Below are 22,103 nucleotides of genomic sequence, written 5' to 3' on the forward strand. Positions count from 1 at the left end.
TTTTTGCGAAAAAAAATATCATTTTCTTGTGCTATAATGGAATAGAAGAGTGCTAGGAGGAATGAGTAAGATGGATATAAATTTAACGGTTCCTGAGATTATTCTACGATTGTGCTTAGCAATGTTGATAGGTGGAGTGATTGGATTTGAGCGACAATATAAAAATCGTCCAGCAGGCATGCGTACCCATATTCTAGTTTGCATGGGGGCTACGATTATTGCCTTGATTCAAGTTGAAATTGCGGCAAATGCATTACAAGATGCAATCAATCATCCTGAATTGACAGGTGTTATTCGCTCAGATCAAGCGCGATTAATTGCTCAAGTCGTTAGTGGAATTGGTTTTTTAGGTGCAGGAACGATCATTGTAACGAAACAGTCAGTGACAGGTTTAACAACTGCAGCATCACTTTGGGCGATAGCAGGCTTAGGAATTGCGATTGGTATGGGTTATTATGCAATTGCAATAACTAGTTTCATTGGTGTCTTTATCGCATTGACAGTGGTTAGAAAAGTGATTCATGTTCCTACAACCAAAAAATTAGAGATTCGCTATACACATAAGCAAGAGACAAAGGAATTTATCAATCAGTATTTTGAAGAGCACAAAATAGAAATTGAAGATGTAAACTTTAACGTAGTATTAGTTGATGATACACAGATTTACACAAATATTTATACGATCGATTTACCCAAAGGGATGACCTATGCAGAAGTTATTGAAGATTTGTCCATTTATAAAAATATAACGAAATTACGTCTAGTGAGTATTTAAGCTTCGAAAAAAAACTTGAATTACGTGCCAATTCGCAAAACACTATACTAATAAAGATCGGTCAATCCCTTTATTAGTATAGTGTTTTAAAAGTTTTTATCAGTGGTTAGTAGCTGCAAACAATTAAATGAACGATCACTAAGGTAATTAGGCAAGCAGTATCAAAAGATTATCCATATCTTGTTGATTCGTTTTTTGTAGTTATTGTTGTGCATAAAATAGAATGATCCAACTGAATAAAACAGTGAGACAACCGCTGAAAAAATTTACCCAGTCATTCGTTAGCCAGGAGAGTCCGCCGATTTGTTGTGTTGTGTGGAAATGATGTTGTTTGTTTTCCGTAAGTTGTCCACAGATACTACAACGGTATTTTGCTTGAAGTGTTGCGCCTAATAAACTATCCACAAGTGAATTAAAAATCCCGCAAATAAAAGGGACGATCAGAATGAATATCTGTGGAAATGTTGAAAAGTCATCTGGCCGATAAAGAAGCCAAAATACAACTGAAATCAGCAAACTACCCAATGAAGAAGCAATCGTTCCAAGTAGAGAAACGCCACCAGAAAGACCTGGTTGAATTGGTTTAAATGAAATGATTGAACGAGGAGCACTTTTACTCAAAATACCGATTTCTGAGCTCCAAGTATCTGCAGTAGCACCTGCGATACCGCTCGCATAACCAATCAAAAACAATTGATTTTTTGTATAATAGAAAAGAACCAAAGAAATAATGGCGGGAAGACTGTTTGCAAGTACTTGCAAAGCATCTCTTGTATGTCCTTTTTCGGCGACAGTATCGAGGTTAGTCATGTTTATTCTTTTTTTTGCTAGATGAATACAGCCAGAGCTACAAAAAAATAAAATCAATAATCCCCAAGTGAACCACGAACCAAATCCGCAAACAATTGTAGCGACAAAAACAATAGCAATCATACCGGATTTTGTGAGTAAATGTGTGATGTAAGAGAATAGACCAATCAGACTGCCTACGATGAAGCCTAAAAATAATTTATAAAATAAAATGGTCATGCTGCACCTCTTAAAGTAATTGATTTCGTAATCTCCCCGTACAAAATAAGTATATCATGGAATAGTTGTTACGGTTAAGGAGAATAAAAATAAGAGTAAGGTAAAACGGATTAGGTTTCACCTTACTCTTATTTTAAAGAACTAGTCCATACCAATCAAATAATCATCATCTTTCATTGCCTCAACAGTACCTAATAAGTAACCATTGCCGACTTGAGAGAAGAAATCATGATTGCTTGTACCAGTAGAAATACCATTCATAACGATTGGATTAACATCATTTGCTGTATCAGCAAATAGAGGATCCATGCCCAAGTTCATTAAGGCTTTGTTCGCATTGTAACGCAAGAATGTTTTTACTTCTTCTGTCCAACCTAAATCATCATATAATTCTTCAGTGTAACGTTCTTCATTTTCATATAACTCATAAAGAAGGTTATACATCCAATCTTTCATGTCATTTTGTTCTGATTCAGACAATTCATTGAATCCTAATTGAAATTTATAGCCGATATAAGTACCGTGAACAGATTCATCACGAATGATCAATTTAATGATTTCTGCAACGTTAGCTAATTTATTATTTCCTAGATAGTAAAGAGGTGTGTAAAAACCAGAGTAGAATAGGAAAGTTTCTAAAAATACACTAGCAACTTTCTTTTCTAATGGTGTCCCATTTTTATAAATTTCATTGATTTTCTCTGCTTTTTTTTGTAAATACACGTTACTATTTGTCCACTCAAAAATATCATCGATTTCTTTTTTAGTATTCAACGTACTAAAAATAGATGAATAGCTTTTTGCATGAACAGATTCCATGAATTGGATATTGTTTAAAACGGCTTCTTCATGAGGTGTACGAACATCGTTTCTTAATTGCTCCATACCACTTTCAGATTGAACTGTATCAAGTAGTGTTAAACCACCAAAAACATATCCTACAGTTGTTTTCTCTAATTCTGAAAGAGTTCTCCAATCATCTAAATCGTTTGATAAAGGAATACGAGTATCTAACCAAAATTGTTCAGTTAGTTTTTCCCACGTTGATTTATCGATCACATCTTCAATCGCGTTCCAGTTAATTGCTTCATAATACGTTGCCATGTATTTTCCTCCTCATTACCAATACACTAAAATACATTAAATCATAGAACAAGGCGTCCAAAAGGCGCCTTGTTAGGTTTTTACGAGTCGTTTTAATGAGCTAGCTCAACCAAGTAGTTCTAAAGGAAAAGAGAGAAACTTCTGTAGAACTACCGATTTGTTCTGTTTCTTTAGATTACGCAGCTTTCACATTGGTTACTACCAATCTCTTCAGCATCATCTGTAAATGTACGTACGTAATAAATTGATTTAACGCCTTTATGGAAAGCATAGTGACGTAAAATATTCAAATCACGAGTTGTTTGTTTTGGTGAATCTTTCCATTCGTATAAGCCTTCTGGAATTTCAGAACGCATAAACAACGTTAAACTCATCCCTTGATCTACATGTTGTTGTGCAGTTGCGTAAACATCAATGACTTTACGCATATCCATATCATAAGCAGATGTGTAATATGGAATCGTATCATTTGCTAGATAAGGAGCAGGATAGTAGATTTTACCGATTTTCTTTTCTTGGCGTTCTTCGATCATACGAGTGATTGGGTGGATACTAGCACTTGTATCGTTGATATAAGAGATAGAACCATTAGGTGCTACCGCTAAACGATTTTGATGATATAAGCCATCTTTCTTCACTGCATCACGTAAGTTTGCCCAGTCTTCAGACGTTGGTACAAAAATATCTTTAAAGATTTCTTTGACTTTATCTGATTGAGGAGTGAAGTCTCCTTCAATATATTTATCAAAATAAGAACCATTCGCATAATCAGATTTTTCAAAATTATGGAAAGTTTCGTTGTATTGCTTAGCAATATTATTACTTTCAACTAACGTCCAGTAGTTCAATAAAGTGAAGTACACATTTGTAAAATCTAGTGAATCTTTAGAACCATACTCCATATGATTTTTAGCAAAGAAAGTATGAAGCCCCATCGCACCAAGTCCGATCGTATGACTTAGTTTGTTTCCGTTTTGAATAGAAGGAACTACATCGATATCTGATGCATCTGTGACAAAGGTTAATGCACGAGTCATTGCACGGACAGATTTACCAAAATCAGGACTATCCATCAAGTTAACAATATTCGTTGAGCCTAAGTTACAGCTAATGTCTGTACCAAGTGTTTCATATTCTTGTTTGCCATTTAAAACAGAGGGTGTTTGAACTTGTAAGATTTCTGAACATAAGTTACTCATAATGATTTTGCCATATGCAGGATTGCTTCTGTTGGCAGTATCAATATTGATGATGTATGGGTAACCAGATTCTTGTTGTAACTTAGAAATTTCATTTTCTAAATCACGCGCTTTGATTTTACGTTTGCGAATTTTTGGATTCGCAACTAAGTTATCGTATTCCTTTGTGATATCAACGTAAGAGAAAGGAACACCATATTCACGTTCAACACTATAAGGACTGAATAAATACATGTCTTCATTATTACGAGCTAATTCATAAAATTTATCAGGAACAACAACACCTAAAGAAAGAGTTTTGACACGAACTTTTTCATCAGCATTTTCCTTTTTCGTTGATAGGAACATTTCGATATCTGGATGGAAAACGTTTAGATAAACAACTCCAGCACCTTGACGTTGGCCTAATTGGTTAGAATAACTAAAGCTATCTTCGAACAATTTCATAACAGGAACCACGCCGCTGGCAGCTCCTTCGTATCCTTTGATCGGAGCACCTGCTTCACGTAAGTTTGCTAATGTGATCCCCACACCGCCACCAATACGTGATAATTGTAAAGCTGAGTTGATTGAACGGCCAATGCTATTCATATCATCTGTCACTTGGATCAAGAAACAAGAAACAAGTTCGCCACGACGTTTACGCCCAGCGTTTAAGAAAGAAGGGGTTGCGGGTTGGTAGCGTTGATGGATCATTTCATCTGCTAAAACCAGAGCCAATTCTTCGTTACCGTCAGCGAAATACAACGCATTAAAAGCAACACGATCTTCATAGCTCTCTAAGTATTCAGTTCCTTCATTGTTTTTAAGTGCGTATTGTGAATAAAACTTGTAAGCTGCCATAAATGATTTAAATTCAAACTGTTGTTCATCAAGAAATGTATACAATTGCTCAATAAATGCCATAGAGTATTTTTCGATAAATGCAGTTTCTAAATAATCATGGTCAATCAAATAATTGATTTTTTCTTCTATAGTATTAAAGGTTCTTGTATTAGGAAGAACATTTTCTTTGAAAAAAGCTTCTAAGGCTTCTTTATCCTTATGTAAAGGAATTTGTCCGTCTACGGGACGGTTGATCTCATTATTCAGCTTAAAATAGCTAACATCTTTAATTTCTTTTAGACTCAAGTTCATTCACTACTTTCTTAAAGGATTCCACGTCGTCGTTCGTGCCGCTAAATTCAAAAGCAAAAAGCATTGGAACGTTGTAATCACGTGCTATGTCTTTGGCTGTATATACATATAGTTCTGCGAAATTGAGGTTTCCGCCTCCAGCAACGCCTTGCAAGTATTCTCGATTGTTTTTGTAATCAAGAAAATCGTTCACTACTTCAGTGATTTCTTGGTCATAAGTAGGAACGACGAGGACAAAAGGCTCATTTATCTCAAAAAAAGGATTCGCAGGCTCAAGTTCGTAAGCTGCTAAATCCAATTTTTTAATGAAGCGTCTAGTTTGTCCGGTAACTGAAAAATAAACAATTTTCATTTTAGCTAGCCAATTGTTTTAATTGATCAGGACGGAATCCTACAACTGTTGTAGCATCAGAAGTGATAACCGGAACACTTTGGAATCCTTGTTCTTTTAACCAGTCGATTGCGTCTGGTTGGATATCGATATTTACTTCTTCAAATGCTATATTATTCTCGCTCAAAAAGCGTTTTGCCATTTTACATTGGATACAATTATTTTTAGAAAAGATTTTTACGTTCATTTTTAATTCCCCCTCAATTAGTTTACTTTACTAGTATAAATCTCTCAGGGAAAAAGTCAACACTTAGGCACTACATATTGTGTTCGTTTTTTGATGGAATACCAAGTTTTGTGTTTTTGAAAGAAATATGAAAGCACGTATTCTCTAGATTTGAGCGCATATTATTGCTGATTTCACGTTCAAAAAAGAAATTTATTAAATTTTAAGTTCAAGATTCTAATTGTCAAAACACAAGATATAGTGGTCAACTGATACAAGACACACTAATCGAAACAAGCTGATTTTAAGGGGAAAGTATTTTCTTACTACAGGTAGAAAGAAGATTGATTTAAGTATCACAAACAGGTATACTTAATGAGAACGATTATCAATATCATTGATAATAAAAATGAAACTTTTTCACAAATCATAGTGAACTTTTGCTTTGCAATAAGAAGTATGAAGTCGAAGGTCACTACTATATATTAGTTTTTTAAAATAGGAGGGCATCTAATGTTGACATTGGCACAGGCAAAGTTAAACAAGGTTTATACAATTGAAGAGATTCAGGCAGAGGGTTTTGCGAAGAAACATTTGAATAATCTTGGTCTTGTGCCAGGAGGGAAAGTTGTTTTGGTGAATTATTCTAGCGAGAATGGGATTGTTTTACTGCACAATAGTCGAATTGCGATCAACCTATCAGTATTAAAACAGATTATTATAGTAGAAAAAAATCTTGATGAAGAAAATTGGCTGTCGCTAGATCAATTAATGGTTGGTGAGAAAGGCCGAGTAATCGGGATTCATGGCCAAGGAGCGGTAAAGAGGCGGTTAATGGATATGGGACTCACAAAAGGTGTAGATATTCTTGTTCGGAAAATGGCGCCATTAGGTGATCCAATCGAAATCAATCTTCGTGGGTATGAATTGACGTTAAGAAAAAATGAAGCAGAATTAGTCTTGGTACAGAAAGAGGGGTAGAAAATGAAAGAACAACATATTGCATTGACAGGAAATCCTAATAGCGGGAAAACAACAGCATTCAATGCACTGACAGGCGCTAATCAATATGTAGGGAATTGGCCAGGAGTTACTGTTGAACGTAAAGAAGGCAAATTGAAAAAGAATAAGCAAGTAACGATTCAAGATCTACCTGGTATTTATTCTCTTTCTCCTTATACACCGGAAGAAGTGGTTGCTAGAGACTATTTACTTAGCGGTGGTCCAGATATCATTATTAATATTGTCGATGCAACGAACTTAGAACGAAATTTGTATTTGACAACGCAATTGATGGAGACGGGTATTCCCGTTGTTGTTGGATTGAATATGATGGACATCTTAGATAAAACTGGTCGAAAAATCAATAGTGAGAAACTTGCTTATGGTTTAGGTGTAGAAGTATTGGGTATCAGTGCTTTGAAAAATCGTGGGTTGGATGATTTAGTAAAAAAAGCCGTTAAATCGACTGAAGTTTTACCGCCAGAGTTTAATTATCCAACGTATGATAACCGTTTGGAAGCAGCATTGAATGAGATCATGGATGTTTTAGGGAATAGCGTGTTAGAAAAACAAGCACGGTGGTATAGTATTAAATTGTTTGAAAGAGATGCTAGAGTTCATGAAGAACTTGAATTAAGTAAGCTGCAACTCAAAGAAATAGAAGAAATCATTAAAATTGCGGAACAAATTTTTGGTGATGATAGTGAATCCATTGTTATCAATGAGCGATATGAATTTATCACTCGTTTAACAGCGCTATGTGCAATCGAAAAAAATGAGATCACGTTTAGTACAAGCGACAAAATTGATCGTGTTGTGACAAACCGTTGGTTGGCGTTACCAATTTTTGCTTTGATTATGTGGTTTGTTTATTATCTAGCGATTCAAACGGTTGGGACAATGGGAACAGACTGGATCAACGATGAGTTATTTGGAAATCTAGTACCAACAACGGTTGAAGGACTATTGGCTAGCTGGCATGTTGCGCCGTGGATGCAAAGTCTGATTTTAGATGGAATTATTGCTGGTGTAGGAGCTGTATTAGGTTTCTTACCTCAGTTAGCTGTTTTATTCTTATGCCTTGGCTTTTTAGAAGATTGCGGCTATATGTCAAGAATTGCCTTTGTTATGGATCGTTTATTTAGAAAATTTGGGTTATCAGGTAAATCGTTTATTCCGATGCTGATCGCCACTGGTTGTGGAGTGCCAGGGGTCATGGCAAGCCGCACGATTGAAAATGAAAAAGACCGTAAAATGACAATCATGGTTACCACATTTATGCCGTGTTCAGCTAAATTACCGATTATCGCCTTGATTGCAGGGGCCTTCTTTCCAAAAAGTAGTTGGGTATCGCCATCCGCTTATTTTATAGGGATTGCAGCAATAGTGTTATCGGGAATTGCATTAAAGAAGACACGTTCATTTTCTGGAGACCCAGCACCATTTATCATGGAATTACCGGCGTATCATATGCCGCAATTACGTGGAGTACTCCGTCATGCATATGATCGTAGCAAATCTTTTGTCAAAAAGGCTGGAACGATTATTTTTGTGATGAGTATCATTATTTGGTTTACGTCAACTTATACATTTACATTGCAAGAAGCAGGAGCGGATCAAAGTATCTTAGCGAATGTTGGTAAAGTGATTGCACCACTATTTGCACCACTTGGCTGGGGTACATGGCAAGGAGCTGTTGCAACGATCACAGGTTTAGTTGCAAAGGAAAACGTGATTGGCACATTCGGTATTTTATTTGGACATTTAGGCGAAGTTTCTGAAGATGGTGTTGAGGTGTGGTCTGCGTTACAAGGTGCTTTTACCCCAGTCGCTGCTTATTCATTTTTAGTATTTAATCTATTATGCGCGCCATGTTTTGCAGCAATTGGAGCAATTCGTAGAGAAATGGGCGATTGGAAATGGACTTGGGGAGCTATCGGGTATCAATGCGGTTTAGCTTATGTGGTTAGTTTCGTTATCTATCAGTTTGGGCATGTTATCTTTGAAAATGGTCAAATCGGAATAGGATTGTTTATTGCTGCGGCACTTGTCATCATTATGGGGTATTATTTAGTTAGAAAACCAAAAGTTGAAGAAGAACCAATTGTAACAATGGCAACTTTAGAAAGAGGGTAAAAACATGGCAACATTGATTTTAGCAGTGTTAATTTTTGGTGGAGCAGGATATGTTGTCTATTCACGTTTCAAAACAGGGAAAAGCTGTGATGATTGTCATACCACATGTCCCGTGAAAAAAGAACAAGGAGATTAAAAAAATCAGATGCAGTGAGATAAAACGGGCGTAATTTATTTTGTTGTGTCTGACGTTTCTTCTTGAATAAACGACTTTCAAGTGCTACAATATTTAAGTACTAATTATTTGGGTCGTTAGCTCAGTTGGTAGAGCAGCTGACTCTTAATCAGCGGGTCATGGGTTCGAGCCCCTTACGACCCATTGGGTGCCAAACCCACGAGAACGGTATTCTGTCGGCGTCTTTGGACGTTTAGAAGATGGAATAGGCGTTCTTTTTTTGTTTTAGAAATTTATGAGAACTTTTATTTTATTGAAAGCTCGTTTATATATAATAAATACTTTATGTAAACATTATATTCCTGAATGGGAACTTCTATGATATTATTATTGTATGAAATATCTATAAAAGGGTGGGGAATTCATGACAATACAAAGTGATTTTGCTGGAGCTAGTCAAAAATCTACTGCATTAAAAGGTGCAACAGATAAATTAATTCAATCATCTTCTATTACTAAAGATACTCAAACGACAGTGGCAGGGAACGCGAATGCACAAGAAGCAATCACAACAGCACAAGAAACAGCGAAAAAAATTGCACAGACAGTTTTTCAAGCTTCGAGTAATCTTCAAGGTGTGGCGAAAGATTTTGAAGCAATGGATCAGAATGTTGCAAATACTATGTTCAACTCTCTAGAAGGTTTAGGGAAATGAGACAATTAAAAGAACTTGAGAGAGAAGAAAAACAGCTCAATACGACCGAAGAAACACTTATAAGTGAAGAAAAGCAAGTTAGACGAATAAAAGAAACGCATGAACAACATTTTTATGAAGCACGTCATTTTTTTGATAATTTATGTTATCAATTTCATAAAAACGAGCAAGAAATGTTTTATCAATCGTTAATGGATGAATATTCTCAAAAATCAAGGCAAGTAATAATGCAATTGGAAACAGATGAATTGGAGATTCATAGCCGAAAAAAGAAAGTGCTAAATCAGTTAGAAGATATTGGTTATGAAAAGAGAAAATTGTTAGCAGAGGAGGAAACTAATGAGTGTTGATATGTATGTCTCATCATCACAAAATCAAGCTTCTAGCGTGTCTACAATGTGTAAATCTCAAACAGAAGGTTACCATGAGTTGCAAAAAGCGATTACTGATTTTGTGATTGCAAGTCCATTATTAACTGGAAAAGCTTATGATTCAGCCAAAGCTTATTTTAATACGGTTTTATATCCTTTAGCACAAGGTGGAATATTATTATCAGAAGCAGTTGAGCAAGCGGTTAAAAAATTTCCAGAGGAATATATCTCACAAGTGGATAGTGGTGATTTGAAACAATCAGAATTGGAAGAGAATATTCGTCAAGCAGATAAGATGTTAAGTCAGGCACAAGATATACGTAAAGAGATAAATTCGTCTAAAACACCAGATGGGACAAAAGCGTTTCAGTTATTGGGAAATTCTGCATTGATTGGAATGTATAGTGCATCGAAACAAAAATTAGAAGAGCAGTTACAAAAGTTATTAGCATTTGATGGAAGTTCTCCGTCTATATTTTCAGAAATTGACAGTTTACAACAAGCAGTGGATCAAGGGCTAGTACAAACTAAAACGGCATGGAATGGTGCGACTGGGACATTTATTGTGCCAAAAAATCTTTCTTGGAAGAATGCAATCACAGCTAAATGGGCAGAGTATGAAGAACAACATGCAGATAATTTAGAAGTGAAAAAAGTTACCCTTCAAAATGGCGAATCATTCTATGAAGTTTATAGAAACGGTAAACTAGATAGAGATGCGACAAAAGACTTAGCGATTGAAATCGCGAAAGATGATTTAAAGACCCTACAATCATTTCTTGCTGGAGCAAGTTATCAAGTGTTAGAAAATAATGGCGTAAAAGCGTTATTAGATGGTCTTTTTGGAGAAAGAGACGTAAAAGAATCTTTACAACAACATAAAGGATATAATGAGGGAGTATTTACAGGAAATTTATTAGGTGTGCTTCAAGCAGGAGCAGAATATGTCGGCGGTGCTATGTGGATGTTTGGTGGTACAGCAGGCAGTGTAGCAACCGCACCAGTAACAGGAGGAGCAAGTTTAAATGCGATTCCAGCAATAGGGGCAGAAGCTTTAGGAATTTGGGGACATGCGACAGCAGTCGGCGGTATGAGTATTCAAAATATTATGAGTGGCGATAACTACAGTAATTTTGAAGTCAAAAATACGTATAACGGAATAAAGGATGCTCCGCAATATCCCGAAGGTTTTACTGGAGTGCAAAATGGGACAAAAAAAGTTAAAGTAAATAACGGATCGATTCTAGATGGATTAAGGCAAGTCGAAGCTGGGGAATGGAAAAAAGTATATAAAAATGGTTACGATAAATCAGGAAAACCAATATCCATTCATTATTTTGAAAGTAAGTCAGGTAGAGTGTTTAACGTAAAAGTGAAAGGAAAGTGGAGTACAGGATGGTAATTAATTTAGAAGATCAAAATACAACTGAAATATATTTATCCATTGTCTCTTTAGGAATTTTGAAATGTATTGAGGAAGGAATATTGAATTATGATGATGCAATGGCGTTGTTATATCAGCCTTTTAATATAGAAAAATTGGAAGAAAAGTTTCCTGAAATAGGTTCAGCAATTCACTTAGGAAGTGAATTAGAGGATGTAGCAAGTTTAATTCCTGATAAATTGGAAGAATCAATCAGAGAAATTGAAAAAATGAATAAAGAATTGATCAAAAAAAATATAGAAGAGTTTAGGGAGGATAATGGCGAAAATTCACCTGTCTATAAAATTAAGTAATTAGGTATACAAAATAAATTTAAAAAATATTTTGTTGATCTTTACTAATATCAAAACACCTTACATTAGATAATAGAAGGTATGAGTATGAAATTAAAGTTAAGTGCAAATAAGAAAAATGAAGCAGAGAGATTAGTTTTGACTATCGCCATTGGGCTTTTGGAATCATTGGAAAATGGGTTGTTAACAATAAATGATTGTGAAAATTACTTATTTAGTCCTTGTTCTGTAAGCATATTAGAGGAAAAAGGATTAAGCGGTGATGTTATTGAAATTGTAGAGTTAGGATGTGAATTAGAAGATATTCAGTCTTTAAGACCAGCTAAACTAAAAGATGGAATACGAGATTTAAAAGAGCAATCAAAAGAATAGTTGAAAAAAGTAGCACCGTCTGATGATCCGTATAATGTAAAAAAATGGTTAGATGAGTAGTTAATAGGTGGTTTGATAATTGATTTATTATTGAATTCATGGTTGAATATTGAAAATCTTTTATTGAACTTTTTAAATAATGAGGATAGATTGTTATTTAATAGAGACTAAAGTAATCCTATAATTTAAAAGAAAAGCAGAGAATATTTATAATCAATATAAAAATATGCTAACAAAACAGTATTTATATGTATAAAAGTCGTTATTTTTGACTCTTAATCAGCGGGTCATGGGTTCGAGCCCCTTACGACCCATTGGGTGCCAAACCCACAAGAACGGTATTCTGTCGGCGTCTTTGGACGTTTAGAAGATGGAATAGGCGTTCTTTTTTTTTATTTTGATCTCGTGGGCACGTTCGTGGGCAAAAATTAATCACATTTTTGATAAATCAAAAAGCCATTAGTACTGACTTGTTTAAGTCGGTTACTAGTGGCTTATACTATTTATTATTCAAAGACTTTAAAATCGCTAGAATATGTTCTAATGTTTCGTCATCTAAATCAACCAAATTAGTATTGATCGCTGAAACTAGTTGGTTATGATTTTTAGGTTCGTAGAGAAATACACTAATAGAAATTTCTAAGTATTCACAAATAGCATAAAGCATTTGGATTGAAGGCATAGAACGTTTATTTTCTATTGAATTAATGTAATTTTCATTTTGTCCGATTGCAATACTCATTTCTCTTGCACTGACATTTTTCTTTGTTCTAAATTTATGAAGTCTTTCAGATAAAAAAGTTTCAAAATTATTCATTGCTATTGTCCACTTCCTTTTACACTATTCTACATCATATAAGTATCATTTTTACAACATTAAAACAATTATTTGGGTTGTTAAACATTTTTAAATGTTGTATAATCTAGAAAAGAAAGTTTTTAAAATAGTAAAAAGAAGGAAAGAGGTATAATTATGGATAATTCAACAAAGCTTGGACTCAAAACTGAAAATAATCAACCAATCAAAAAATTAAGTCATCAAGACATTTATGAACTTCATGATATGTTAGAGCAATTGAAATCTTGGCAAGAGCCACTTAATTTATTGGGACGATTTTTCAGTGACAAGAAACGCCCTGTAGATAAAAGAAAGATTGCCAAAGAATACTACTCTTGTTCTCAGATATTTAATGTCTTTAATCAAGAGTTTGCTCTTTCCGTGCAAAGGATGGAAACACAAATTAATGAATTAAGGAGTAAAGAGAAAGTATAGAGTATTTTAAAAAGAAATTGAGAGAAATAGTAATGATGCTATCAGGGAACAAAAATATACAATAGATTCTTTGGTTATTTGTGGCTATGGCATTCCATAAATGTTATAATTATTTTGTTCTTTAAGATAAAAAAACAGGGAGAATTGAAATGAAAAAAAGTGTATTTGTAATTTTATCAATGTTTTATTTGTTTGTTATTGTGGGGTGCGGTACTAATAAATTAGAAGGATCATGGCAAGAGTTCAATACTTCTAGTTTAGGTGAGGAAGTAGTTTTTACAAAGAATGAAGTTACAGTTGAAAACAATGTTCTCAGTTATAAAGTTTCAGAAGATAAAAAGCATTTAATTTTAGGATCAGGTGGTCTTGAAAACAGTGTGAGTTACGAATTGTCTGGAAATAAGTTAACCATTGATAATAATGTGTATTATCGTAAAGATAGTAAAGAGTATAAAGAGCAAGAAGAAAAAATGAACAAGGAAGCTAAGAAAAAAGAAGAAAAGGAACAAAAAGAAGAAAAAGAAAAAAAAGAATGGACTAAAAAAGTTGATAATGCTAAAACCGCTTATAATAAGGCACTTGAATCAGCCAACAAAAGAATGAAAGAAGAGTTACTAGCGAAAATCAATGGTAATTGGGTGAATGTCATTGATAATTCAAAAAATGATTCTACTGACTATAAAAAAACAGAATACTCGTTTGATAAAGAGGGAAAAGTAACTTATAATCATCAAACTAAATATGGGTATGCTTCCAATGTTACTGAAACAAAAGAAGATGGTAGCGGTATGATTCAGTTTAAATACGAAGGGGATTTGTATTTAGATTTGTCAGATAATATGTATAGTAGTGATCTTAGCGGCTTAGACGAACAGAGTGATGATTCTGAAAAGAAGCTATCCTCAATAACAGATAAAGTAAAAAAAATAGAAAAGTTAACTTTAGATGATTATTTAGAGGAATTGAAAAAGAAAAGAGAAGGAAATACTTATACAAACGATTATTTAAGTATTAAAGTAGTTGATAATGTAGGTGATTTTTCAGATACAACTCTTACTTTGAATTTTCCAGAGTCTGATCCATCAATTTTACAAATAAAAGGGTTTATGAGTTTTGTAGACTTTAAAAAAGAATAAGAAAAAATAGAGCTAGTGAAGATGTAATAAGTCTTTGCTAGCTTTTTTATTTTGGGGTGATTTAATGAATAACTTCGATTTGTATATGAAAAAAATGGGATTCATGAAGTATGAAGCTTCTCCAACAGATCAAGAGAAAAAAATACTAAAATGCTAAAACAAATGGGCGTGGAAAAAGAGGATTTTTGTTATGTGATTTATGAGAGAAAGTTATCAATGTTTACATCATTTATTGTGGAAGGTGAATATAAAAGAGGCTTATACTATTATGATTTTTACAAAATTAAATATCACTATAAAACAAACGAAATTTCAGATATAAAAGTATACTACGAGAATAACTTGAGAGATCAAATATTAAAAGAAGTAATAAGAATTCTATCATATTGTGAATTGATAGACAAAAATAAGTTTAGAGAAATTAAAATTATCCCTAGGTGTAATTTTAATAAATTAGATCAAAGAATTGTAGATAGGCAAAGAAAAAAGAAATTAGGTATTCTGTGAGAATTATTTTGATAATAACAATAGAAATTTTTTTTTGATTCAATAAGAAAAGTTAATATGTTACAATTAGTTTTAATTATTTGTATGTCAAAGCGTATTAAAATAAAGAGGGAGTAAAATTGTATGAGTGAAATGAGCCAGTTTTCTGCAAGAGAAGAATCGATTAGAACATTATTAACAGGGGTAAATAATGTATATAAAATTTCACGTTTTCAAAGGCCGTATGCTTGGGGGAAAAAACAACAAGAAGATCTCATCTTAGATATAATTAATGCATTAAGTAAAAATAGTTCAGATGAATATGAAGAATGTTTTTATTTTTTGGGTACAGTCATTTTGCATGGTTTAAAAGATGGGTCAGCAGAAACTTCGATAGTTGATGGACAACAAAGAATAATAACAATAACAATGATTTTTGTAATTATTAGAGATATGTTAAAAGAAATATCTCAGAAAAAGAACATAGACGAAAAAGACCAAAAAATTTCTAGCTCTTTATCTGAGGAAATAGCAAAATATATATATATAAAGGAAGACGGGAAAGAATCTCCTATAATTTGGCCTCTTCAAGAAGAAGAAAGAAAATTTTTCTTTGAAAATATATTACAATATAATTCTGCATCAAAAAAGAAAAAAACAATGAATGATAATAAAGATGAGCTTTGCATTAGGTATTCTGAAGGATATCTTATTATGAAAAGTATTATTGAAAAAAAATGTAAGGGAATAAATTTGCATAAAAAGATTTATCTCTTACGTGCAATTTACAGACAAGCAAGGGAAGCAAAAATTGTAGCTATTTACCTTTCTAATGAAAATGAATCATATAGCATTTATTCTGACATTAACTCCAAAGGATTATCGTTAACCCAACAAGATCTTATAAAAAATGATATTTTCTATAAGACAAAAAATGTAAACTGTATTCCTGGTTTAGATAAAATTTCGGATCAATGGAATTCTATCTATAATTCAATTATTTATAAAACGGCGATACCTTTTGATATCTTCTACAGGTATTGTTGGTATATTATTCATCCAGAAGATCTCGAATTAAATTTAAATAATAGTGTAAACATGTTTGAATTGTTTCAAAAGAAATATCCTAGTATCGAACAAGGAGAAGAGATAAAAGATTTTTTAGATCAATTAGAAGAGTTTAGTTTACTATTATTTCATTTTATTGAGCCTAATTCTGTGAAACAATGGAAAAAAGATGACTGGCCTATAGTAGTTAAAAAAATTGATTTTGCTAATGCTACTGCTAAAAATAGTATTGTTAGCAAGTATACCTTGTGGTTATTACCATTATATTATAATTGGATTAAGGAAAAAGAATCTACCATCAAAAGAAAATATGAGAGTTTATTGAAAAAAATGATTACTTTCGTTGCAGATACTATTTTCATTTATCAAATGATCGGAATGTACGATATTACAGATATAACATTAGATAAATTTGATCATTATTTTGAGTTTCTATTTAATAAGCTAGTTAATTTTAAAATTGTTAAAGGCGAAAATAATTCAGGATCTTTAATTGAAGAGTTAAAGATTGAAAGATTTTTAAGTATTGATAATATAACTATTATAGAAAAGCAAATAAGTATGTTAAGATATTCAAAATACAATGGTTTAAATACTCAAATAGAATATGTGAAGTATATATTGAGAAGATTAAATGAAGATGAATCATCGTATCAAATTGATAATACAAAAGGAAGTATTGAACATATACTTGAGGATGAAGCAAGAACTGAAATTAGTAGTAATTTAGGAAACTTGGTATATTTGGAAGAAATTTTGAATAAAGAATGTAGTGAATTGAAAGTAGCAAAATCCATAAAGAATGGACAGTTATTAAACGAAAAAATTAAAATTTATAATAGAAGTAGTGTTCCTGAAGTTATCGAATTAATCAGTGAACTTAATCCATATGATTTTTCTAAAAGTGAAGTGAAAGGAAGAGCTGAAATGATGGCGACAAAATTCATTAAAAAGTTTATTCAGAGTGAAGCTGAAGTTTAAAAAGATTTGTTCTGTTTCTTAATTACTATCTAAGTTATCTTTATATTTTATTAATAGCCTACATTAAATTTTATAACATATATACAAAATAGATTAGATCTTATCGAAGTAATAATAACAGCTTTGGCAAGTGTTATTAAACAAACTAAAACATCGTTAGAAGAAAGCCTAATTATTGTCTAAAATAGAGCTTAAAACAGATAATAATGATAAAATCAATAAAAGGAACATTGATTTAATAAGGTTTACAAGAATAATATATGATTTAATAGACTCTTAATCACCGGGTCATGGGTTCGAGCCCCTTACGACCCATTGGGTGCCAAACCCACAAGAACGGTATTCTGTTGGCGTCTTTGGACGTTTAGAAGATGGAATAGTCGTTCTTTTTTCTTTTTAGAGATGCAGAATGGAAGTGAAAAGAAGATTTTATAGTTGAAATGCCTATATCTATTCCATAATCATATGAAGTGAGTATTCGGTTACTTAATGATAAACTAAAAGAAAGAAACATTTAGGAGGGGAAAAAAATGAAAAAAAAGTTCATCTATTCAATTATATTACTTGCAGGATTGTCTTTGGCTGCATGCGGAGGAAAAGGGAAAACGGTTGAAAGTTCAACTACAGCTAAAAGTACTGAAAAAACAAGTCAAACCACTACTACGGAGACGAGTAAGAATACGACAAAATCCAGCATGACTCAGAGCACGACAAAAGCGTCATCATCTAGTTCATCGTCTGAAACGAAGAATAGCGAAAGTAAAGAGCCAGTAAAATCAGAAAGTAATACACCTGCTAAACAAGCAGATGCCGTTTTAAGTCAACTAAGTAAGGATTTTCCAAACGATCAGTTACCCAAAGCGATATTAACAAGTCAAACAGCAGAATATTTAACGGCAGCAACGACAAGTGCAGCTGACCAAGGAAACTTTAGGGTTTTATATTATGCTGAGGATCAGGCGATTGCAGTCAATGATGTAGCCGTTAATGATTTACAACCAATTGCCTCATTTGAGAAAAAAACGTATGGGTCAAATGAAGAAGCAGCAGCTGCAGTTAATCAAATCATCGATAACGGTGGAAATCCAATTGATTTAGGTTATGGAATCAAAGGCTATCAACAAGGTGCTGCTGGCTCTACCTTTTTATCATGGCAAGAAGGGAATTGGAGTTTAGTTGTGAGAGCTTCTAATATTGGAGGAGAAGTAGCGGAACCTTTAGCTAAGGATGCAGTTGCCTATTTAGAAACAGCAATGCTTCCAGCACCACAAAATATTGGACAAATTTCTTTAACAGCCAGTATAAGTGATAGTTATCAAAATAATTCAGTTGTTTGGCAAAAAGGAACGATCGTCTACACGATTCAGCACATGGATGCCTTACAAGCACTTAAAATGACTGTATCAACAACTCAATAATCTTAATTAAACTAAGTACTGGTTGCTGAATAAGAATTTTTATTAACGAAAGAATAATAAGGAATGCCTTGTGTCTATTATTTGTTTGAAGAACATGACTTTTTAAGGAAAAAAATAAAGCAGAATCAGCATTGACGAAACATTCACTCATCTTGTACAATAAGTACATGATAGAAGTGAAAATAAAAAAGGCACTTCACAGTTTGGTGGCCGCCAAACTACGAAGCCCTGAAAAGTCAGCAGACACTGACCAATCAAGTTGCCCTCGTCAATGCAAAAGCACTGACATGATTTATTGTACTCAATTTTTAGGAAAATATCTACCCCTAAAAATATACGAGACAATGAACATGCCAGCGTTTACTAATTGAACGGTACAACGGTATTGGAAGGAATTCTGATACCGTTTTTTTATTTTTTACTTCTATCACTTATTTTAAATATCCATGTTGGGCATATGTATATATTGGAGGTATGTATGATTTAACAATTTGGATAGATTGGTTAAAGTTTACCACTATAGGTATTTGATTTATCTTTGGGGAAGAAAATCAACGACTGAAAAAATGTGCAATTAAAATCAGAAAACTCTTTATGTACCTATAGTGGTAGCTTTAAACCTAAGTATATAATATGTTATATACTTTAAACTTATTATAATAGACAAATTACTAACGAAGCAATTGAAAAGCTGTCAAAAAGATAAAAAAGAGCAGAAAACAGTATGTAGATACCCAAAAAAGTGGTATTTACATACTGTTTTTGTAAAAAAATACTTATTGTGTAATGCTACTTTTATCCGGTTGAGAATGAGCTAAACGACTAGCCGCAGCCGCAGCAATAGCCCCAACGATATCATCTAAAAAGGTATGAACTTGAGGTCCTTCATGAGAGTTTAGTTTTGCGAGAATTCCAGGTTTTACTTTATCGATATAGCCGTAATTTGTAAAACCGATGGATCCATAGACGTTTACGATTGACAGTGCTAAGATTTCATCAATTCCATATAACCCTTCATCTTCTTCTAAAATTTCTTGTAAAGGATGGAGTAATTTCTTTTCCTCAGCTAAAATGTCCAATTGAATTCCTGTGATGATTGTATTGTGTACTTCACGTTTCGATAAGACACTATCAATATGTTCAATACAAGTTGCTAAATCAAGATCTTCAATATAAGGTTTTTGCAAAAATAAGACTAACTCTGCTAAATCTGCCATTTCAACACCACGGTCTTTCAATAACTGCCGTGCTTTATTTTCTAATGTTTCGCCTTTTATAACCAAAATAAACCCCTCCGATGCATCATTTTTAAACTTAGAATACATCAATGGTATACTATCAACAGAGAAAAAAGCAAGGAGAAGATAGATGAATCCATTAATTGAATGTTGTGAACAAAATTTAGCGAAAGGTGCAGAACTGTTATTGAGCGATCCGTTTATAGAAGAAAATGGTGATGTAGTTTCCTATTCTTGCATGAACGAATGTGTTCTATGTGCTCAAACGTATTTTGTTTTATTTGAGGGGGAACGAATTACAGGTACTACACCAGAAGAATTGGTTGAACATATAAAAAAGGCGATTTTGCTTTGGCAAGAGGAAATGGGCATATAAAAAATGGAATCAGCTATTAAAAGCCGATTCCATTTTTTTAAAGCATTTTTACTTCTTTTCCTTCAAATAAACTAGTACTATGCATAGGTTGAGTTCGTGCAGTAGGTTTGATAAAGTGCAGTGCATTATTTACAGCAGTAGGCGCTTCACCAAATCCAGTAGCAATCAATTTTACTTTGCCATCGTAGTTGCAAATATCACCAACAGCGTAAACCCCAGGAATATTTGTTGACATATCTGAGTTGACTTCGATAGCATTTCGGCTAACATCGAGTCCCCAGTCTTTTAAATGTCCTAAAGATGAAGTGAATCCATAGTTGATGATCAAAGAATCCAAATCAAGCTGTTCAAAATTATCTGTTTTTGTCTCTTTTAACTGAATCCCTTTAAACAAGTTATCTTCAACCAAGAGCTCATCGATCACATAAGGTGTATAGATAGATACTTCAGAGTTCATCAAATTGTCGACACTATGCTCGTGTCCACGGAATTCAGGTCGGCGATGGATGATGGAAACCTCTTTAGCAATAGGTTCTAACATCAAGGCCCAATCAATAGCAGAATCACCACCGCCTGCAATAGCGACTTTTTGACCAGAAAATTTATTCATATCTGTAACATAATAATGAACATGGTTTCCTTCGAATTCCTCAGCACCATCAAGCATTAAACGTCTAGGTTGAAATGAGCCATTTCCGATAGCGAAGATCACGGCCTTAGAGTAGTGGACCCCTTTTGATGTTTCAATACGTAAGTGGCCATCTTCTTGAACCAAATTCCGAACTTCTTCTTCCAAACAAGTTTCATGAGCAAAAGGCGCAATTTGTTTTTCTAAATTGTCGATCAACTCGCTGGCCTTGATTGCAGGAAAACCAGGAACATCATAAATATATTTTTCAGGGTAAAGCGTCGACAATTGTCCGCCAAGTTGAGGCAAACTATCGATTATTTTTGTTTTCGCCTTACGGATACCAGCATAAAAAGCGGCGAAAAGACCGACAGGACCTGCGCCGACAATGGTCAAATCATAAATATTTTTTGAATCAGACATCAAAAATTCCTCCAGTTTCTAAAGTAAAAAAATGTTCATCTATATAAATGAAATAAAAAAAGTTGTATATCGTTTTTCACAAAATATCATTTGTAACAGAAAAAAGCAAGTGTGAGTTTGTGAAAAATAGGTTCTTTTAAAAGTTTAACAAAGATAATGGAATTTTCAAGTGAAGTTGTTTATGATAGTATAAGTAAGTAAAAAATAACGAGGAGGAAATAACAATGTCAGAATTTCCACAATTAGATTTAGCAAATGTTAAAGGGCCAAAAGCTCTGATTAAAACAAACCGTGGGGATATTACAGTACAACTTTTCCCAGAACATGCACCAAAAACAGTTGAAAACTTTGTTCAACTTGCGAAAAAAGGGTACTACGATGGTGTGATCTTCCACCGTGTTATCCCAGATTTCATGATTCAAGGTGGCGATCCTACTGGAACAGGTATGGGCGGCGAAAGTATCTACGGTGAAAAATTTGAAGATGAGTTTTCTAAAGATGTCTTCAACTTACGCGGTGCGCTATCAATGGCAAATGCTGGACCAAATACAAATGGCAGCCAATTCTTTATCGTAAACAATCAGAATGTACCAGCGAACATGTTTGGTCAATTAGAAGGTGCTGGATTCCCTACAGAAGTGATTGAAGCGTATAAAAAAGGTGGAACACCTTGGTTAGATTTCCGTCATACTGTTTTCGGCCATGTTGTTGAAGGCATGGATGTTGTCGATGAAATCGGCGGAGTACAAAGAGACTCTCAAGATCGTCCAACATTCGATGTCGTTATTGACAAAGTAGAAATCAGCGAGTAAGCATTATCATGTTAA

The 22,103-nt window shown here is 33.6% G+C and carries 23 protein-coding genes and 1 tRNA gene; 16 read left to right on the plus strand and 8 right to left on the minus strand.

The features are described 5' to 3' along the window. Positions 1–70 precede the first annotated feature (70 nt). Positions 71–775, plus strand: coding sequence for an MgtC/SapB family protein (locus I586_RS06520; protein ID WP_010765936.1), 705 nt, complete (start codon positions 71–73; stop codon positions 773–775). Between the two features lie 201 nt (positions 776–976). On the opposite strand, the gene I586_RS06525 is transcribed toward I586_RS06520, so the two are convergent. The 5 genes from I586_RS06525 to nrdH all read right to left on the minus strand — a co-directional run bounded on the left by I586_RS06525 (position 977) and on the right by nrdH (position 5,822). Continuing rightward, positions 977–1,804, minus strand: coding sequence for a DUF92 domain-containing protein (locus I586_RS06525; RefSeq protein WP_010765935.1), 828 nt, complete (start codon positions 1,802–1,804; stop codon positions 977–979). 141 nt (positions 1,805–1,945) lie between these two features. Then, positions 1,946–2,908: a class 1b ribonucleoside-diphosphate reductase subunit beta gene (gene nrdF / locus I586_RS06530; RefSeq protein WP_010765934.1), complete on the minus strand. Its 963-nt coding sequence runs from the start codon at positions 2,906–2,908 to the stop codon at positions 1,946–1,948. A 170-nt stretch (positions 2,909–3,078) separates the two neighbouring features. Next, complete coding sequence (nrdE, locus tag I586_RS06535; protein ID WP_034702205.1) at positions 3,079–5,238, minus strand: class 1b ribonucleoside-diphosphate reductase subunit alpha; 2,160 nt, start codon at positions 5,236–5,238, stop codon at positions 3,079–3,081. After that, a complete protein-coding gene (gene nrdI, locus I586_RS06540) occupies positions 5,219–5,596 on the minus strand; it encodes a class Ib ribonucleoside-diphosphate reductase assembly flavoprotein NrdI (protein ID WP_010765932.1) in 378 nt (125 codons plus the stop codon). The genes nrdE and nrdI overlap by 20 nt, the downstream gene beginning before the upstream one ends. Before the next feature lies 1 nt (position 5,597). Continuing rightward, positions 5,598–5,822 (minus strand): glutaredoxin-like protein NrdH, encoded by a 225-nt coding sequence (nrdH, locus tag I586_RS06545; RefSeq protein WP_010760423.1) that lies wholly within the window; start codon positions 5,820–5,822, stop codon positions 5,598–5,600. Positions 5,823–6,314: 492 nt separating this feature from the next. On the opposite strand from nrdH, the gene I586_RS06550 reads away from it, so the two are divergent. From I586_RS06550 to I586_RS06585, 9 genes are all read left to right on the plus strand, one after another. Next, the gene (locus tag I586_RS06550) at positions 6,315–6,782 is read left to right on the plus strand and encodes a FeoA family protein (protein WP_010765931.1); all 468 of its coding nucleotides are present in this window, start codon (positions 6,315–6,317) and stop codon (positions 6,780–6,782) included. A gap of 3 nt (positions 6,783–6,785) precedes the next feature. Then, a complete protein-coding gene (feoB, locus tag I586_RS06555) occupies positions 6,786–8,939 on the plus strand; it encodes a ferrous iron transport protein B (RefSeq protein WP_010765930.1) in 2,154 nt (717 codons plus the stop codon). Positions 8,940–8,943: 4 nt separating this feature from the next. Next, the gene (locus I586_RS17070; protein WP_010765929.1) at positions 8,944–9,075 is read left to right on the plus strand and encodes a FeoB-associated Cys-rich membrane protein; all 132 of its coding nucleotides are present in this window, start codon (positions 8,944–8,946) and stop codon (positions 9,073–9,075) included. A 110-nt stretch (positions 9,076–9,185) separates the two neighbouring features. After that, a tRNA-Lys gene (locus I586_RS06560) sits at positions 9,186–9,258 on the plus strand. Between the two features lie 220 nt (positions 9,259–9,478). After that, positions 9,479–9,769 carry a TIGR04197 family type VII secretion effector gene (locus I586_RS06565; RefSeq protein WP_010765928.1) on the plus strand — a complete coding sequence of 97 codons (291 nt, stop codon included), beginning with the start codon at positions 9,479–9,481 and terminating at the stop codon, positions 9,767–9,769. Further along, positions 9,766–10,119 (plus strand): DUF3958 family protein, encoded by a 354-nt coding sequence (locus tag I586_RS06570; protein WP_010765927.1) that lies wholly within the window; start codon positions 9,766–9,768, stop codon positions 10,117–10,119. The genes I586_RS06565 and I586_RS06570 overlap by 4 nt, the downstream gene beginning before the upstream one ends. Continuing rightward, entirely contained in the window at positions 10,109–11,542 is a 1,434-nt protein-coding gene (locus I586_RS16930) for a T7SS effector LXG polymorphic toxin (protein WP_010765926.1), read from the plus strand. The genes I586_RS06570 and I586_RS16930 overlap by 11 nt, the downstream gene beginning before the upstream one ends. Then, complete coding sequence (locus tag I586_RS06580; protein ID WP_010765925.1) at positions 11,536–11,877, plus strand: DUF3969 family protein; 342 nt, start codon at positions 11,536–11,538, stop codon at positions 11,875–11,877. Before I586_RS16930 ends, I586_RS06580 begins: the two co-directional genes overlap by 7 nt. 87 nt (positions 11,878–11,964) lie before the next feature. Continuing rightward, positions 11,965–12,249, plus strand: a complete 285-nt coding sequence (locus tag I586_RS06585; RefSeq protein WP_010765924.1) for a DUF3969 family protein — start codon at positions 11,965–11,967, stop codon at positions 12,247–12,249. 499 nt (positions 12,250–12,748) lie between these two features. Here I586_RS06585 and I586_RS06590 read toward each other — a convergent pair whose 3' ends face one another. After that, positions 12,749–13,066 (minus strand): helix-turn-helix domain-containing protein, encoded by a 318-nt coding sequence (locus tag I586_RS06590; RefSeq protein ID WP_010765923.1) that lies wholly within the window; start codon positions 13,064–13,066, stop codon positions 12,749–12,751. Between the two features lie 156 nt (positions 13,067–13,222). Here I586_RS06590 and I586_RS06595 point away from each other — a divergent pair, with 156 nt between their 5' ends. The 4 genes from I586_RS06595 to I586_RS06615 all read left to right on the plus strand — a co-directional run bounded on the left by I586_RS06595 (position 13,223) and on the right by I586_RS06615 (position 18,611). Next, the gene (locus I586_RS06595) at positions 13,223–13,522 is read left to right on the plus strand and encodes a hypothetical protein (protein WP_010765922.1); all 300 of its coding nucleotides are present in this window, start codon (positions 13,223–13,225) and stop codon (positions 13,520–13,522) included. Positions 13,523–13,671: 149 nt separating this feature from the next. Then, a complete protein-coding gene (locus I586_RS06600; RefSeq protein WP_010765921.1) occupies positions 13,672–14,658 on the plus strand; it encodes a hypothetical protein in 987 nt (328 codons plus the stop codon). 630 nt (positions 14,659–15,288) lie between these two features. Next, complete coding sequence (locus tag I586_RS06610; RefSeq protein ID WP_010765919.1) at positions 15,289–17,193, plus strand: DUF262 domain-containing protein; 1,905 nt, start codon at positions 15,289–15,291, stop codon at positions 17,191–17,193. A 530-nt stretch (positions 17,194–17,723) separates the two neighbouring features. Continuing rightward, the gene (locus tag I586_RS06615; protein ID WP_010765918.1) at positions 17,724–18,611 is read left to right on the plus strand and encodes a hypothetical protein; all 888 of its coding nucleotides are present in this window, start codon (positions 17,724–17,726) and stop codon (positions 18,609–18,611) included. Positions 18,612–19,387: 776 nt separating this feature from the next. On the opposite strand, the gene I586_RS06620 is transcribed toward I586_RS06615, so the two are convergent. Further along, the gene (locus tag I586_RS06620; protein ID WP_425250066.1) at positions 19,388–19,936 is read right to left on the minus strand and encodes a phosphatidylglycerophosphatase A family protein; all 549 of its coding nucleotides are present in this window, start codon (positions 19,934–19,936) and stop codon (positions 19,388–19,390) included. A 43-nt stretch (positions 19,937–19,979) separates the two neighbouring features. Between I586_RS06620 and I586_RS06625 the strand changes: the two genes are divergently transcribed. Then, on the plus strand, positions 19,980–20,225 hold the full coding sequence (locus tag I586_RS06625; protein WP_010765916.1) for a DUF1450 domain-containing protein: 246 nt from the start codon (positions 19,980–19,982) through the stop codon (positions 20,223–20,225). 37 nt (positions 20,226–20,262) lie between these two features. Here the strand turns inward: I586_RS06625 and I586_RS06630 are convergent, their stop codons facing one another. Further along, positions 20,263–21,276: an NAD(P)/FAD-dependent oxidoreductase gene (locus I586_RS06630; protein WP_010765915.1), complete on the minus strand. Its 1,014-nt coding sequence runs from the start codon at positions 21,274–21,276 to the stop codon at positions 20,263–20,265. Between the two features lie 224 nt (positions 21,277–21,500). Between I586_RS06630 and I586_RS06635 the strand changes: the two genes are divergently transcribed. Beyond that, positions 21,501–22,088 (plus strand): peptidylprolyl isomerase, encoded by a 588-nt coding sequence (locus I586_RS06635; RefSeq protein ID WP_010765914.1) that lies wholly within the window; start codon positions 21,501–21,503, stop codon positions 22,086–22,088. The last annotated feature ends 15 nt before the right edge of the window (positions 22,089–22,103 follow it).

The organism is Enterococcus moraviensis ATCC BAA-383, assembly GCF_000407445.1.
In the GTDB taxonomy this organism is placed as follows: domain Bacteria; phylum Bacillota; class Bacilli; order Lactobacillales; family Enterococcaceae; genus Enterococcus_L; species Enterococcus_L moraviensis.